Origin of the sequence: Arthrobacter sp. Soil763 (assembly GCF_001428365.1) — a bacterium.
Lineage (GTDB): Bacteria > Actinomycetota > Actinomycetes > Actinomycetales > Micrococcaceae > Arthrobacter.
On sequence record NZ_LMSH01000002.1, the window covers coordinates 1104865 to 1120308 of the forward strand.

Below are 15444 nucleotides of genomic sequence, written 5' to 3' on the forward strand. Positions count from 1 at the left end.
CTCGCTTCATGGATTTCAAGCGACTGCGGATCCTCCGCGAACTGGCGGACCGCGGCACGGTCGGTGCCGCCGCGGAAGCGCTGCGGGTAACGCCGTCGGCCGTCTCGCAGCAGCTGAAGACGCTGCAGGAGGAACTGGGCGTCGTCCTTGTCGAGAAATCCGGCAGGGGAGTGCGGCTGACCGAGGCCGGGCTGGCCATGGCGGGCGCGGCCGCCGACGTCTCAACGGCCCTGGCCCGCGCCGAGGCGACCGTTGACACCTACCGGCGCGGCTGGCAGACCCGGATCAGGGCCGCGTTCTTCCCCAGTGCGGCGGAGATGTTCCTGCCGGGCCTGCTGCACCGGGTCAAGGACATCGACGGGCTCCGCTTCGAGGCCCACTTTGAGGACCCGGGCGTCGCCGGCTTCGCATCCCTCGCCGCCGACTATGACATCGTCCTCGCCCACAGCGTCGACGGACCCGGGGTGTTTGCCCGGCAGGGCCTGCAGGTCATCCCGCTCCTGGACGAACCGCTCGACGTCGCGGTCCCCGCAGGCCATGCCCTTGCCGGCAAGGCCGCCCTGAGCGCCGGGGATGTCGTCGGGTTCCCCTGGATGGGCGTGCCCGACGGGTTCCCCTTTGACACGGTGCTGCGCCAGATCGAGCTGCAGGCCGATTCGCCGGCGGTCCGGGCCCAGCTGTATCCGGACCTCCGCGTCCTGGAGGCCCTGGTCAGCGCCGGGCACGGACTCAGCCTGCTGCCGCGGTACACGGCCCTGAAGAACCAGGGGAGGGGCTTCGTCCTCCGGCCGCTCCGGGGCGTGAAGGCCAGCCGCAGCATCGTGGCCCTGGCCCGCCCGGAGGCTGCGGCCCGCACCCGGATCCAGCAGGTGCTGACCATGCTCAAGGATGAGGCCCGCGCGGTGGCGGAAGCTCCCGAGTTGCGTGACACGGATCACCTTGGGATCGCCCAGCACACGTCGGCGTCCGAAGAATGAGACGACAGTCCACTATTTGGGCGAAATATTCCCGGAATCGGGCTTAATGAGCCACTCCGGCTCGTTGCTGCCTGCGCCGTAGCCCTAGACTTTGAGCCATGAGTGAGGACACCCAAACAGCGACAGAGACCAAGCCGGACATCAAGCCACGCAGCCGGGTCGTCACCGACGGAATCCACGCCGCCCCCGCGCGCGGCATGTTCCGTGCGGTCGGCATGGGCGACGATGACTTCGCCAAGCCCCAGGTGGGCGTGGCCAGCTCGTGGAATGAAATCACTCCCTGCAACCTCTCGCTGAACCGGCTGGCCCAGGGCGCCAAGGAAGGCGTCCACGCCGGCGGCGGGTTCCCGATGCAGTTCGGCACCATCTCCGTCTCCGACGGCATCTCCATGGGCCACGAAGGCATGCACTTCTCCCTCGTCTCCCGCGAAGTCATCGCCGATTCGGTGGAGACCGTGATGCAGGCCGAGCGGATCGACGGCTCGGTGCTGCTGGCCGGCTGCGACAAGTCCCTCCCTGGCATGCTGATGGCAGCGGCCCGCCTGGATCTGGCCAGCGTCTTCCTCTACGCCGGCTCCATCATGCCCGGCTGGGTCAAGCTCGAGGACGGCTCGGAGAAGGAAGTCACCCTCATTGACGCCTTCGAGGCCGTGGGCGCCTGCGCCGCCGGCAAGATGAGCATGGAGGACCTCACCCGCATCGAAAAGGCCATCTGCCCGGGCGAAGGTGCCTGCGGCGGCATGTACACCGCCAACACCATGGCCTGCATCGGTGAGGCCCTCGGCATGTCCCTCCCCGGCTCCGCCGCCCCGCCGTCGGCCGACCGCCGTCGTGATGATTTCGCGCGGAAGTCCGGCGAGGCCGTGGTGAACCTGCTCCGCCTCGGCATCACCGCCCGCGACATCATGACCAAGAAGGCCTTCGAGAATGCCATCGCCGTCACTATGGCCTTCGGCGGCTCCACCAACGCGGTCCTGCACCTGCTGGCCATCGCACGCGAGGCCGAGGTCGAGCTGACCCTGGACGACTTCAACCGGATCGGCGACAAGATCCCGCACCTGGGCGACCTGAAGCCCTTCGGCCGCTACGTCATGACCGATGTCGACAAGATCGGCGGCGTGCCGGTGATCATGAAGGCCCTGCTCGACGCCGGCCTGCTGCACGGCGACTGCCTCACCGTGACCGGCAAGACCGTCGCGGAAAACCTCGAGGCGATCAACCCGCCGGATGTCGACGGCAAGATCCTGCGTGCCCTGGACAACCCGATCCACAAGACCGGCGGCATCACCATCCTGCACGGCTCGATGGCACCGGAAGGCGCCGTCGTCAAGAGCGCCGGCTTCGACGCCGACGTCTTCGAGGGCACCGCCCGCGTCTTCGAACGCGAGCAGGGCGCCCTGGACGCGCTGGACAACGGCGAGATCAAGGCCGGCGACGTCGTCGTCATCCGCTACGAGGGTCCCAAGGGCGGCCCGGGCATGCGCGAGATGCTGGCCATCACGGGCGCCATCAAGGGCGCGGGCCTCGGCAAGGACGTCCTGCTGCTCACGGACGGCCGCTTCTCCGGCGGCACCACCGGCCTGTGCATCGGCCACGTCGCGCCGGAAGCGGTCGACGGTGGTCCGATCGCCTTCGTCAAGGACGGTGACCGGATCCGCGTGGACATCGCCGCCCGTTCGTTCGACCTGCTGGTGGAGCCCGCCGAGCTGGAGGCCCGGAAGGTGGGCTGGGAGCCGCTGCCGGCCAAGTTCACCAAGGGTGTACTCGCGAAGTACGCCAAGCTGGTCCACAGCGCCTCCACCGGCGCCTACTGCGGGTGATAGCGGACCCGGGAGGGGGCGCATGCCTTCTCCCGGGTCCCAACCAGTGGACAGTGTCGTCCACATCGTGAGACAGGCCGCAGGCTCGTTGACACCTGTCTCACGTAGAGGGAAAACTGAACGCATGATCGAGATCGTTACCGGCGGCGCTTGCGCAGCTGCAGTCGTCGTCCTTACCAAGCGCGTGGCTCAATAGCCGTTCCTGGTAACGAACCGCCACGCGCAAACCCCTCGAAGAGCCGCCAGGCTGAGGGGTTTTTTTATTTCCGCTCCACCAGCACCACCCGATCACTGTAGATCCAACCCAGATCCACCAAAGGAAGAGTCCGATGAGCAAAGGATCGCCGATCAGCCCCTCGCTGATGGCCACTAAGTCCGCTGGAGCCCACAAGGCTCCGGAACGCGTCGACCGTCCGGCCGACGCCGGCGTCGATCATGCTGCCGTCTCTCCTGTCCTTGGGCCGAACAACGTCGTACCCCCGACGCCGATGACCGGCTCGCAAGCAATCGTCCGCTCGCTCGAAGAACTCGGCGTGCAGGACATTTTCGGTTTGCCCGGTGGCGCGATCCTGCCCACCTATGACCCCTTGATGGCCTCCACAATGAACCACGTTCTGGTCCGTCACGAACAGGGAGCCGGCCACGCCGCGCAAGGCTACGCCATGGTTACCGGGCGGGTTGGCGTCTGCATCGCCACCTCCGGCCCCGGAGCCACCAACCTCGTTACCGCCATCATGGACGCCCACATGGACTCCGTGCCGATGGTTGTCATCACCGGCCAGGTCTCCAGCGGGGTCATCGGCACCGATGCCTTCCAGGAAGCGGACATCGTCGGCATCACCATGCCGATCACGAAGCACTCCTTCCTGGTCACCAACCCCGACGACATCCCGCACGTCATGGCCGAGGCGTTCCACCTGGCCTCCACCGGGCGGCCCGGCCCGGTCCTGGTGGACGTCGCCAAGGACGCCCAGCAGGGCCAGACGACGTTCTCCTGGCCGCCGAAGATCGACCTGCCGGGCTACCGGCCGGTGGTCCGCGGCCACAGCAAGCAGGTCCGCGAGGCGGCCCGGCTGATCGCCGCGGCCACCAAGCCGGTGCTCTACGTCGGTGGCGGCGTGGTCAAGGCGCACGCTTCGGCGGAACTGCGCGAACTCGCCGAACTCTCCGGCGCGCCCGTGGTCACCACCCTGATGGCCCGCGGCGTCTTCCCGGACTCGCACCCGCAGCACGTCGGCATGCCCGGCATGCACGGCACGGTCTCCGCCGTGACCGCGCTGCAGCAGTCCGACCTGCTGATCACGCTCGGTGCGCGCTTCGATGACCGGGTCACCGGCATCCTGTCCTCCTTCGCGCCCAACGCCAAGGTCATCCACGCGGACATCGACCCGGCGGAGATCTCCAAGAACCGCACCGCCGATGTCCCGATCGTGGGCTCGGTCAAGGAAATCATCCCGGAGCTCACCGAGGCGCTGCGGCTCCAGTTCGACGCCACCGGCACCCCGGACCTGACGAACTGGTGGGCGTTCCTGAACAACCTCAAGGAGACCTACCCGCTCGGCTGGACCGAACCGGAGGACGGCCTCACCGCCCCGCAGCGCGTGATCGAACGGATCGGCGCCTTGACCGGGCCCGAGGGCGTCTACGTCGCCGGAGTCGGCCAGCACCAGATGTGGGCGTCGCAGTTCATCAAGTACGAACGCCCGCACGCCTGGCTGAACTCCGGCGGCGCCGGCACCATGGGCTACGCCGTGCCGGCGGCCATGGGCGCCAAGGTCGGCAACCCGGACCGCGTGGTCTGGGCGATCGACGGCGACGGCTGCTTCCAGATGACCAACCAGGAACTGGCCACCTGCGCCATCAACAAGATCCCGATCAAGGTCGCGGTGATCAACAACTCCTCGCTGGGCATGGTGCGGCAGTGGCAGACCCTGTTCTACGAGGGCCGCTACTCCAACACCGACCTGAACACCGGCCACGACACCGTCCGGATCCCGGACTTCGTCAAGCTCGCGGACGCTTACGGCTGCGCCAGCTTCCGTTGCGAGCGGGACGAGGACATCGATGCCACCATCCAGCAGGCCCTGGCGATTAACGACCGTCCGGTCGTCATCGACTTTGTCGTCAGCCCGAACTCGATGGTGTGGCCGATGGTCCCCGCCGGCGTGAGCAACGACCAGATCCAGGTTGCCCGGAACATGACCCCGGACTGGGAAGAAGAGGACTGAACATGACCCGCCACACACTCTCCGTCCTGGTCGAGGACAAGCCCGGCGTGCTGACCCGCGTGGCCAGCCTCTTCGCCCGCCGCGCCTTCAACATCAACTCCCTGGCCGTCGGCCCCACCGAGGTACCGGGCATCTCCCGGATGACCGTGGTGGTCGACGCCGACGGCGAGCTGATCGAACAGGTCACCAAGCAGCTGAACAAGCTGATCAACGTGATCAAGATCGTCGAGCTCACCCCCGAATCTTCCGTACAGCGCGACCACATCCTGGTCAAGGTACGTGCGGATGCCGCAACCCGGCTGCAGGTAACCCAGGCAGCCGACCTCTTCCGCGCTTCAGTGGTCGACGTCTCCACCGAGTCGGTCGTCATCGAAGCCACCGGCCACCCCGACAAGCTCACCGCACTGCTGTCAGTGCTGGAGCCGTTCGGCATCCGCGAAATCGTGCAGTCCGGAACCCTGGCCGTCGGCCGCGGGTCCCGCTCCATGAGTGATCGGGCCCTGCGCTCCGCCTAAAAGGCGCGCCGGCCCGCGAAGCACCCCGCAACACCCCCGAATTTCACAGACAACACCACAGAATCCATTCAAAGGAGACACCCCAGTGACTGAAATGTTTTACGACGACGACGCCGACCTGTCGATCATCCAGGGCCGCACCGTTGCCGTCATCGGTTACGGCTCCCAGGGCCACGCCCACGCCCTCAGCCTGCGCGATTCCGGTGTTGACGTCCGCGTCGGCCTGAAGGAGGACTCCAAGTCCCGCGCCAAGGCCGAAGCCGAAGGCTTGCGCGTGCTCAACGTCGCCGACGCCACCGCCGAAGCGGACCTGATCATGATCCTCACCCCGGACCAGGTCCAGCGCCACGTCTACGCCGAGGACATCGCTCCGAACCTGCAGGCCGGCGACGCCCTGTTCTTCGGCCACGGCTTCAACATCCGCTACGGCTACATCCAGCCGCCGGCCGACGTCGACGTCGCCCTGGTCGCCCCGAAGGGCCCGGGCCACATTGTGCGCCGCGAGTTCGAAGCCGGCCGCGGCGTGCCGGACCTGATCGCGGTCGAGCAGAACGCCTCCGGCAAGGCCAAGGAACTGGCCCTGTCCTACGCCAAGGCCATCGGCGGCACCCGCGCCGGCGTCATCGAGACCACCTTCACCGAAGAGACCGAAACGGACCTCTTCGGCGAACAGGCCGTGCTTTGCGGCGGCGCCTCGCAGCTGATCATGTACGGCTTCGAGACCCTCACCGAGGCCGGCTACAAGCCCGAGGTCGCGTACTTCGAGGTGCTGCACGAGCTGAAGCTGATCGTCGACCTGATGGTCGAGGGCGGCATCGCCAAGCAGCGCTGGAGCGTCTCCGACACCGCCGAGTACGGCGACTACGTTTCCGGCCCGCGGGTCATCACCCCCGAGGTGAAGGAAAACATGAAGGCTGTCCTGAAGGACATCCAGGACGGCACCTTCGCCAAGCGCTTCATCGACGACCAGGACGCCGGCGCCCCCGAATTCAAGGAGCTCCGCAAGAAGGGTGAGAACCACCCGATCGAGGCCACCGGCCGGGAACTGCGCAAGCTCTTCTCCTGGATCAAGAACGAAGACGACTACACCGAAGGTTCGGTAGCCCGCTAAGGCAACTGACCGGCAGGGGAGCCGGACACCAGTTTCTGGGGTCCGGCTCTCCCGCGTTGAGCACCACCTGCACCACAGACGTTTCACCAAAATCCCCACCTGAATTACAAGAGAGCTAAAGAGGTCACCGGTGACAAGCACCAAACCTGTCGTACTCCTCGCTGAGGAACTTTCGCCCGCCACAGTCGACGCGCTCGGCCCGGATTTCGAAATCCGCCAGACCGACGGCGCCGACCGTTCCCAGCTGCTCTCCGCGATCGCCGACGTGGACGCCATCCTGATCCGCTCCGCCACCCAGGTGGACGCCGAGGCGATCGCTGCCGCGAAGAACCTCAAGGTGATCGCCCGTGCCGGCGTGGGCCTGGACAACGTCGACATCAAGGCCGCCACCCAGGCCGGTGTCATGGTGGTCAACGCGCCGACGTCGAACATTGTCTCCGCCGCCGAACTGACCGTCGGCCACATCCTCAGCCTCGCCCGCCACATCCCGCAGGCCTCCGCCGCGCTCAAGGACGGCGAGTGGAAGCGCTCCAAGTACACCGGCACCGAGTTGTTCGAAAAGAAGGTCGGCATCATCGGCCTGGGCAGGATCGGCGCGCTGGTCGCGGCCCGCCTGAAGGGCTTCGAGACCAAGATCCTGGCCTACGACCCCTACATCACCTCCGCCCGGGCCGCCCAGCTCGGCGTGCAGCTGGTGACCCTGGACGAGCTGCTGGCCCAGTCTGACTTCATCACCATCCACATGCCCAAGACCCCGGAAACCGTCGGCATGCTCGGCGCCGAGGCGTTCAAGAAGATGAAGCCCAGCGCCTACGTCGTCAACGTCGCCCGCGGCGGCCTGGTGGACGAGGAAGCCCTGTACACCGCGCTCCAGTCCGGCGAGATCGCCGGCGCCGGCGTCGACGTCTTCGTCAAGGAACCGAGCACCGACCTGCCGTTCTTCAAGCTGGACAACGTCGTGGTCACCCCGCACCTGGGCGCCTCCACCGACGAGGCCCAGGAGAAGGCCGGCGTCTCGGTCGCCAAATCGGTCCGCCAGGCCCTCGCCGGCGAGCTGGTGCCCGACGCCGTGAACGTCGCCGGCGGCATCATCGCCCCCGACGTGCGCCCCGGCATCCCGCTGATCGAAAAGCTCGGCCGGATTTTTACCGCCATGACGCACGCGTCGCTGACCCAGTTCGACGTCGAGGTGGCCGGCGAGATCTCCGAACTCGACGTCAAGGTCCTCGAACTCGCCGCGCTCAAGGGCATCTTCGCCGACGTCGTCACCGAACAGGTCTCCTACGTCAACGCCCCGGTTATCGCCGAGCAGCGCGGCATCAACGTCCGGCTCATCACCACCCCGGACACCGAGTCCTACCGCAACGTGCTGACCCTGCGCGGCGCCCTGAGCGACGGCACCCAGATCTCGGTGGCCGGCACTTTGACCGGCCCCAAGCAGGTCGAAAAGCTGGTCGGGATCAACGGCTTCGAGGTCGAAATCCCGATCAGCGAACACCTCGTGGTGGTGGCCTACTCGGACCGCCCGGGCGTGATCGGCACCATCGGCCACATCCTCGGCATGAACAACATCAACATCGCCGGCATGCAGGTGGCGCGTCAGGCCGAGGGCGGCCAGGTGCTGGCCTTGCTGACGATCGACAGCTCCGTGCCGCAGCAGGTGCTGGACGCCATCAAGGCCGGCATCGGGGCCGAAATGGTCCGCGAAGTGGACCTCGAGGACTGACCCCACGCGACGTGGCAGGCCGCGGCGGCGACTCGCCGCGGTCGGCCACGATCGACCGGCCGGTCTGCGTACAATGGCTAGGTCCGAATTTCGGATTGGGCCGGCAGACCGGCCCTTACTTTTGCACGCCCGGGCCGGGACGCCTTCATTTCCGTGTGGAATGAACTGCGGCGTGCGCACGCAATCCAGCTTTCAGGAGCCCAATGAACGCCGTCCAGAGGTTCATCAGAAGCAGAGTGCTTTTGCTGACCGCGTCCATTTTGATCGCGGCCATGTGCCTGTCCGTCCTGGTGCAGGGGCAGTCGCAGGCAGCGCTGAATCGCACCGTCGACCAGAACTCCCGCGGGCTCTATGACATCCTCGTCCAGGCCAAGGCAAAGGACGACGGCGGGCTGATGCAGCCGGAGATCGCCACCGGCCAGGGCGGCATCAGTTTCGAACAACTCGATTCCATCCGCAAGCTCTCCGGCACGTCCGTCGCCGCCCCGATCAGCCTGGTCTCCCGGGTCTCGCAGAACCTCGAGTCGCCGCGCCTGGACGCCACCGACTACCTCGGCTACAACGCGGGTCTGGCCGGAACCGCCGGGGACCCCACCGCCACCGACCCCTCCAAGTGGCCGGCCGCGGAATCCGTCCTGAGCGACACGCCCAAGAAGTACCGGCTCACCGCCAGCGCCGTCAGCTCCGACGGCAAGTCCGAACAGACGCTGTTCAAGACCACCGCCGAAGGCTCCCTCGGCAAGGCCCGGCTCGTCGAGGAAGAGGTCGCCGGCGGCAAGAACGTCCGGATCGCCGGCCCCGACGGCGAGACCGGCATCAAGTTCCCGGCACCGGCCGGCGGCTCGGAGCACACCCTCTTCAACCTCTCGGTCTCGCTGCCGATGGCACCGCAGGTGACCGAATCCGTCGTCGCCGTCGACCCCGTCTCCGAGCGCGCCCTGCTGGGCGGCGCCGGTGACTTCCTGGCCCCGCTGGAGAAGGCCCCGCCGGCCGACGCCCGCAACGCCGGCGCGATCGGCCGCCACTTCGAGAGCCTCTTCACCAGCGGCATCAGCATGGAACAGCTCAAGGAAGGCCCGGACTTCCTCGGCGTGAAGCTCAAGTACTGGGCGCCGCTGATGACGCAGTACCAGCAGGCCAAGAGCGCCGGGCAGCTGAGCGATGACTCGCAGGCGATCCCGCTGATCGTCCGCTCCGGCACCTCCCTGGACCTGAAGTACTCGGTCAAGATCGAGGAAATAGACGATGCCGGCAACGTCACCAAGGAGGTCGGCACCGCGACCCGCTCGCTGGACAAGGACTACCTGCCGTTCGTGTCGAAGTCCCCGTTCGCGCTGGCCTGGCCCGGCTCCAAGGACCTCTCCAAGCTCCTCGGCGACACCGGCAGCTTCGGCCAGGGCCTTTACAACCCGGCGACGTGGAGCACCGACTTCGCCGCCGCCCCCAAGTACAAGGACGGCGAGACCGCCGGCAACGGCGCCGTCGACAAGTCCGCGATCCCCGGCGACTGGGTCACCGTGAACCGTCTCCCGGAGAAGGGCGCCAACGGTGCCCCGGTGGACCAGACCCAGCGCACCCCGGTGGACGAGCGTGCCTACCGCGAGAACCTCGCCACTGGCAAGAAGCCGGCCACCCCGCTGGCCATGGTCTACGGCACCTTTGACCCGGCCAAGGTCCAGGAAGCCGCCGGCGACGTGAACCGGCTGCCGCTGGGCGGCTATGACCCCACGCCGATGACCCTGGCCAAGGACGCCGACGGCAAGGACGCCGGCCAGGCGCCGCTGAAGCCCTCGCTCAGCGGCACCGGGCTGGTCAGCCAGTCCGCCGGCGCCATCACCGACTACTACGGCCTGGCCGCCGCCCGCGGCTACGAGAAGAACGCCTCCGTGATCGACGCCGTCCGCGTCCGCGCCAACGTCGAGGGCAGCTGGAAGCAGTCCCAGCCCGAGGTGGAGAAGCTCGCCAACGAAATCCGGGACATGGGCCTGGAGGCCACTGTGGTCGCCGGTTCCGCCCGCGAGGACGCCAGCATCTTCGTGCCCGGTTACTCCAAGGACGACGCTGGCAAGGAATCCCCGCTGGGCACCGTCCAGCAGTCCTGGGTCCGGCAGGACGCCGCCGACGCTGTCTCCGGCTCGCTGACCGGCACCAACATCACCCTGCTCTTCCTGACCCTGTGCGGTGCAGCCCTGCTCACCGGCGCCTCCACCGTCAGCTATGTCCGCAAGCGCCGGCGCGAGGCCGGCACGCTCCGGGCCATGGGCTGGACGCAGAACAGGATCCGCAGCTGGGTGCTCGCCGAGTTCGGCGTCGGCGCTGCCGCCCTCGCCCTGGCCGGGATCGTACTGAGCCTGATCAGCTGGAACCCGGCCACCGCGGTGGTCTCCGCCTCGGTCCTGGTCCTGTACTGCGGCGCCGCGTACTTCGCCGCCCAGCAGCTGCGCCACCGCGAGGTCATCGACCAGGAACCGCAGCACGACGAGCGGCTCATCCCGGTCGACTCGCCGCTGACCTTCGCCAGCCGGCAGCTGAGCACCAACAAGTTCAACACCGGCTCCCTGGCCGTCGCCGTCGGCGTCTTCGGCGCCGCGGTGGGCGGACTCGCCGCCCTGCTGATCGACATTCCGCGGGCCGCCGGCGCCAGCGCACTGAGCGGCCTCGCCGCTGCCAGCATCGCGCTGCCGAGCATCATCCTGGGCCTGTCCGGGGTGGCCGTAGGCCTGCTGCTGACCATGGTCACCGGCCGCTTCGAACTCGGAGCCAAGCGCCAGTACCTGGGCATTCTGCAGGCGATGGGCTGGAACCCGGACATGCTGGGCCAGGTCCGCTTCTTCGAAAACGCCATGGTGGGAGCCATCGCACTGCCCCTCGGCGTCCTGGGCGCCCTGGGCGTGGGACTGCTCCTCGCCCCCTACGCCGCACTCTGGGCCGGGATCGCCGGGCTGGTGGCTGTACTTATCTGGATTCCGATTGCAACGAAAGTGGTCCAATGACTAACGAGCTGAACCTGACCAGGACGGCCCGGAACCGGATGCCGGAGAGCACCGGAACCGGCAGCCACCAGACCCGCGCGAACACCATCGTGAAGGCCGCGGACCACGCGACCCCGCTGGAACTGAGCAACATCACCATCCACTACGGCGGGGGCAAGGGCGGCGCCGAGGCCGTCAACGTCGTCGACGACTTCAACATGACCCTGCACGCCGGGGAAATGCACTGCATCGCCGGCCGGTCCGGCTCGGGCAAGACCAGCATCCTGACCGTCGGCGCGGGCCTGACCCTGCCGACGTCGGGCCGGGTCTTCTGGGAAGGCGACTCGCTTGAGACTATGGGCGACGACGAAATCGCCGACCGGCGCCGCGCCCTGATCGGCTATGTGGACCAGGGCGGCGCCCTGATCGACGGGATGAGTGCGCTGGAGAACGTCCTGCTGCCTGCCGTGCCCGACGGCGAGGTCGACCAGCGCCGCGACATGGCCAAGGACCTCCTGGACCTCGTCGGCCTGGGCCGGCGCATGCGGCACCGCCCGGCCCAGCTCTCCGGCGGCGAACGCCAGCGCGTCGCGATCGCCCGCGCTTTGATCCTCGGCACCCGCGTACTGGTGGTCGACGAGCCGACCGCCAGCCTGGACCGCACCTCGGCGAACCGCATCATCAGCATCCTCAAGGACACGACGTCCGACGGCATCGCCGTCCTGGTCGCTTCACATGACCACGAACTTGTCCGCCAGAGCGATACCCTGACCGAACTGATCTAGGTTTATAACGTGACGCCTTCCGAAAAGACCCCGTTTTACATCACCACGGCAATCAGCTACCCCAACGGTGTGCCGCACATCGGCCACGCCTACGAGGTCATCGCCACCGACGCCATGGCGCGGTTCAAACGGCTCGACGGCTACGACGTCTTCTTCATGACCGGCACCGACGAGCATGGCCTGAAGATGCAGCAGACGGCGGAAAAGGAAGGCATCCCGGTCAAGGAACTCGCCGACCGCAACTCGGCCGCGTTCCGGCAGATGAGCGATGACCTGGGCATCTCGCTCAGCCGCTTCATCCGCACCACGGACCCGGACCACTACGAGGCGGCCAAGGCCCTGTGGCAGCGAATGGAAGCCAACGGCGACATCTACCTGTCCAAGTACGCCGGCTGGTACTCGGTCCGCGACGAGCGCTACTTCGTCGAGGACGAAACCGAGGTCCGCGAGGACGGGCTCCGCTACGCCTCCGAGACCGGCACCGGGGTGACCTGGACCGAGGAGGAGAGCTACTTCTTCAAGCTCTCGGCCTACCAGGACCGGCTGCTGGCCCTCTACGCCGACCACCCGGAGTTCGGTGCGCCGCACAGCCGCTTCAACGAGGTCATCAGCTTCGTCAAGGGCGGCCTCGAGGACCTCTCGATCAGCCGCACCTCCTTCAACTGGGGTGTCCCGGTCCCGGGCAACCCGGAGCACGTGATGTACGTCTGGGTGGACGCGCTGACCAACTACCTGACCGGCGTCGGCTTCCCGGACACCGGGTCCGAGAGCTTCCGGAAGTACTGGCCGGCGGACGTCCATGTGATCGGCAAGGACATCTCCCGCTTCCACGCCGTGTACTGGCCGGCGTTCCTGATGTCCGCCGGGCTGGAACTGCCCAAGCGCGTGATGATCCACGGCCACCTGCACAATCAGGGCATCAAGATGTCCAAGTCGCTGGGCAACGTTGTGGCGCCCGCTGACTGGGTGGCGCAGTACGGCCTGGACCAGGTGCGGTTCTTCCTGCTCCGCGAGGTTCCCTTCGGCGCCGACGGCAACTACAGCCACGACGCGATCGTCGGCCGGATGAACTCGGACCTGGCCAACAACTTCGGCAACCTCGCGCAGCGGTCGCTGTCCATGGTGGCCAAGAACTGCGAGGGCCGCGTCCCGGTCCCGGCCGGGTTCAGCGCCGAGGACGCCGCCCTGCTGGGCCGGGCGAACGGCCTGCTGGACATCGCCCGCGCCGCGTTCGAGAAGCAGGAGTTCAGCCGGGCACTCGAAGCCATCTGGAACGTGCTCGGGGACACCAACGCGTACTTCGCCGAGCAGGCCCCGTGGGTGCTGCGGAAGACCGACGTCGAACGCATGAACACCGTCCTCTACGTGACCCTTGAGGTCCTGCGGATCGTCGCGATCCTCGCCCAGCCGGTCATGCCGGCGGCGGCGGCCGCCATCCTCGTCAGCCTGGGCCAGGCCGACGGCGAAGCCCGCGACTTCGCGGCGCTCCAGACGCCGATCGAGGCCGGCACCGAGCTGCCCGCGCCTGCTCCCGTGTTCCCCAAGTACGAGGAACCCGCCGAGGCCTAACCTGCCCCACCGTCGAGGTGGCATTTCACGGCAGTGTCCGAACCGGACACTGCCGTGAAATGCCACCTCAATTTTGTTTAAGCCGTGGTCTCCGGGCTGGACAGGTAGTTTTCGCTGCGGAACGAGTGGTCAGCACTCGAAAGCGGGCAGTGATTACTCGGGACTCGCCGTTCTGCCCCGTCATAGCTTTGCTGCGTCAGCGGTCTGAGGAAACCGCAGGGGAGTAACTCTCATCACTCACCCGCAATTTTCAGGCCGGGGACACGCGCCCCGGTCGCCGGAGTTACTCCGTGTGGTGCCGTCAGGTCGGAAGTCGACTCGTGATGGAGCAACCAGTAATGAGACGAACAATCGCAACAATGGGGATATTGGGCTTGGCCCTGCTGGGATCCGCAGGCACGGCCAACGCCGCCGCCGAAGGCAATGGCAACGGAAGCGGGACAGTGACGTCCTCGCCCGGCAACGGCGGTCCGGGCCCGACGCCCGGGGCCGGCCAGCCCGGCAGCCCGGGCACGCCGGGCAGCACCGGTACGCCGGACACTTCGCGCACACCTGATGCCCTGCCCGGCCCGGTGACGATTCCGCCCGTCGCGTCGGGAACACCGGATAACTCGGACAAGCCGGACACCTTGCCCGGCCCGGTGACCATTCCGCCGGTTGCCGACCCGCCGGCCGCCCCTCCGGCCGACCCGCCGGCCGCCCCTCCGGCCGACCCGCCGGCCGACCCGCCGGCCGCCGGAGGGTTGCCGGATAACTCCCACAAGCCGGACAACGCCGGGGCTCCCGAGGTGCCGGCCGGCCCGGTGACCAACCCCCCGGCCGCCGGCGGAGCGACGGATAACTCCCACCAGCCAGGCAATGGCGGCGACAAGGGCGACAAGCCGGGTAACTCCCACAAGCCGGGCGACAAGGGGGACAAGCCTGGCTCCCACAAGCCGGGCGACAAGGGCGACAAGGGGGACAAGGGCGACAAGGGCGACCGCGGAGACCACGGCGACCAGGGCGATCATGGCGACAAGGGCGACCATGGCGACCACGGTGACCATGGCGACCACGGCGACCAGGGTGACAAGGGCGACCATGGCGACCACGGTGACAAGGGCGATCATGGCGATCACGCCGGCTGGCCGGGCAAGTGGGACAAGTGCGAGCCGGGCGACCGGGGCGACCACGCCGGCTGGCCGGGCAAGTGGGACAAGGGCGACCGTGGCGACCAGGCCGACCGCGCGGGCTGGCCGGGCACCTGGGATAAGGGCGACCGCGGCGACCGCGGCGACCGTGGCGACAAGGGCGACCGTGGCGACCGTGGCGACCGTGGCGACCGTGGCGACAAGGGTGACCGCGGCGGCCATGGTGATCACGCCGGTTGGCCGGACAAGGGGGACAAGGGTCACAAGGGTCATCACCACGGCGATGACTGCGATTGGCCGGACAAGGGGGACAAGGACGAGTGTGACGAACCGCAGGCCCCCAAGCCGCAGAACCCTCCGGCCGTAAAGCCGGCCGCGCCTCCCGCGGCCAAGCCAGTGGCACCACCCACCGGCGCGGCACAGGGCGCTCCCGCACCCGTGGTCAACATGGGCTACAACGTCCAGACCGCTGTTGACGAGGCTCCAGCAACCGGCACGCCGGCCTGGCTCGCCATCCTGACGGGGCTGCTGACCGCAGGTGCCGCTACGGCCCTCCTGCGGGGCGGAGTCCGCAGGAACGCTGACAGCTAGCAACATGCGCGGGCCGGCTG

The 15444-nt window shown here is 67.8% G+C and carries 10 protein-coding genes; all 10 read left to right on the forward strand.

Annotation, left to right across the window (positions count from 1 at the left end; all coding sequences use genetic code 11):
* The first annotated feature begins 8 nt into the window (after window positions 1-8).
* The gene (locus ASG71_RS08770) at window positions 9-977 is read left to right on the forward strand and encodes a LysR family transcriptional regulator (protein ID WP_056738243.1); all 969 of its coding nucleotides are present in this window, start codon (window positions 9-11) and stop codon (window positions 975-977) included.
* A 98-nt stretch (window positions 978-1075) separates the two neighbouring features.
* The gene (ilvD, locus tag ASG71_RS08775) at window positions 1076-2797 is read left to right on the forward strand and encodes a dihydroxy-acid dehydratase (protein WP_056738244.1); all 1722 of its coding nucleotides are present in this window, start codon (window positions 1076-1078) and stop codon (window positions 2795-2797) included.
* A 329-nt stretch (window positions 2798-3126) separates the two neighbouring features.
* A complete protein-coding gene (locus tag ASG71_RS08780) occupies window positions 3127-5025 on the forward strand; it encodes an acetolactate synthase large subunit (RefSeq protein WP_056738245.1) in 1899 nt (632 codons plus the stop codon).
* A gap of 2 nt (window positions 5026-5027) precedes the next feature.
* Window positions 5028-5540 (forward strand): acetolactate synthase small subunit, encoded by a 513-nt coding sequence (gene ilvN / locus ASG71_RS08785; RefSeq protein ID WP_056738246.1) that lies wholly within the window; start codon window positions 5028-5030, stop codon window positions 5538-5540.
* 85 nt (window positions 5541-5625) lie between these two features.
* Window positions 5626-6651, forward strand: coding sequence for a ketol-acid reductoisomerase (gene ilvC / locus ASG71_RS08790; protein ID WP_056738247.1), 1026 nt, complete (start codon window positions 5626-5628; stop codon window positions 6649-6651).
* 130 nt (window positions 6652-6781) lie between these two features.
* The gene (gene serA / locus ASG71_RS08795; protein ID WP_056738248.1) at window positions 6782-8377 is read left to right on the forward strand and encodes a phosphoglycerate dehydrogenase; all 1596 of its coding nucleotides are present in this window, start codon (window positions 6782-6784) and stop codon (window positions 8375-8377) included.
* Between the two features lie 203 nt (window positions 8378-8580).
* Complete coding sequence (locus ASG71_RS08800) at window positions 8581-11370, forward strand: ABC transporter permease (protein WP_056738249.1); 2790 nt, start codon at window positions 8581-8583, stop codon at window positions 11368-11370.
* On the forward strand, window positions 11367-12134 hold the full coding sequence (locus tag ASG71_RS08805; RefSeq protein WP_056738250.1) for an ABC transporter ATP-binding protein: 768 nt from the start codon (window positions 11367-11369) through the stop codon (window positions 12132-12134). The genes ASG71_RS08800 and ASG71_RS08805 overlap by 4 nt, the downstream gene beginning before the upstream one ends.
* A gap of 9 nt (window positions 12135-12143) precedes the next feature.
* Complete coding sequence (metG, locus tag ASG71_RS08810) at window positions 12144-13703, forward strand: methionine--tRNA ligase (RefSeq protein WP_056738251.1); 1560 nt, start codon at window positions 12144-12146, stop codon at window positions 13701-13703.
* Window positions 13704-14062: 359 nt separating this feature from the next.
* The gene (locus tag ASG71_RS16810) at window positions 14063-15424 is read left to right on the forward strand and encodes a hypothetical protein (protein WP_200947955.1); all 1362 of its coding nucleotides are present in this window, start codon (window positions 14063-14065) and stop codon (window positions 15422-15424) included.
* The last annotated feature ends 20 nt before the right edge of the window (window positions 15425-15444 follow it).

What these genes read in the sequence shown, in the direction of transcription:
- ilvN (WP_056738246.1), top strand. Translation starts at nt 5,028, where the DNA reads ATGACCCGCCACACACTCTCCGTCCTGGTCGAGGACAAGCCCGGCGTG.
- ilvD (WP_056738244.1), top strand. Translation starts at nt 1,076, where the DNA reads ATGAGTGAGGACACCCAAACAGCGACAGAGACCAAGCCGGACATCAAG.
- ASG71_RS08800 (WP_056738249.1), top strand. Translation starts at nt 8,581, where the DNA reads ATGAACGCCGTCCAGAGGTTCATCAGAAGCAGAGTGCTTTTGCTGACC.
- ASG71_RS08780 (WP_056738245.1), top strand. Translation starts at nt 3,127, where the DNA reads ATGAGCAAAGGATCGCCGATCAGCCCCTCGCTGATGGCCACTAAGTCC.
- ASG71_RS08770 (WP_056738243.1), top strand. Translation starts at nt 9, where the DNA reads ATGGATTTCAAGCGACTGCGGATCCTCCGCGAACTGGCGGACCGCGGC.
- ASG71_RS08805 (WP_056738250.1), top strand. Translation starts at nt 11,367, where the DNA reads ATGACTAACGAGCTGAACCTGACCAGGACGGCCCGGAACCGGATGCCG.
- ASG71_RS16810 (WP_200947955.1), top strand. Translation starts at nt 14,063, where the DNA reads ATGGGGATATTGGGCTTGGCCCTGCTGGGATCCGCAGGCACGGCCAAC.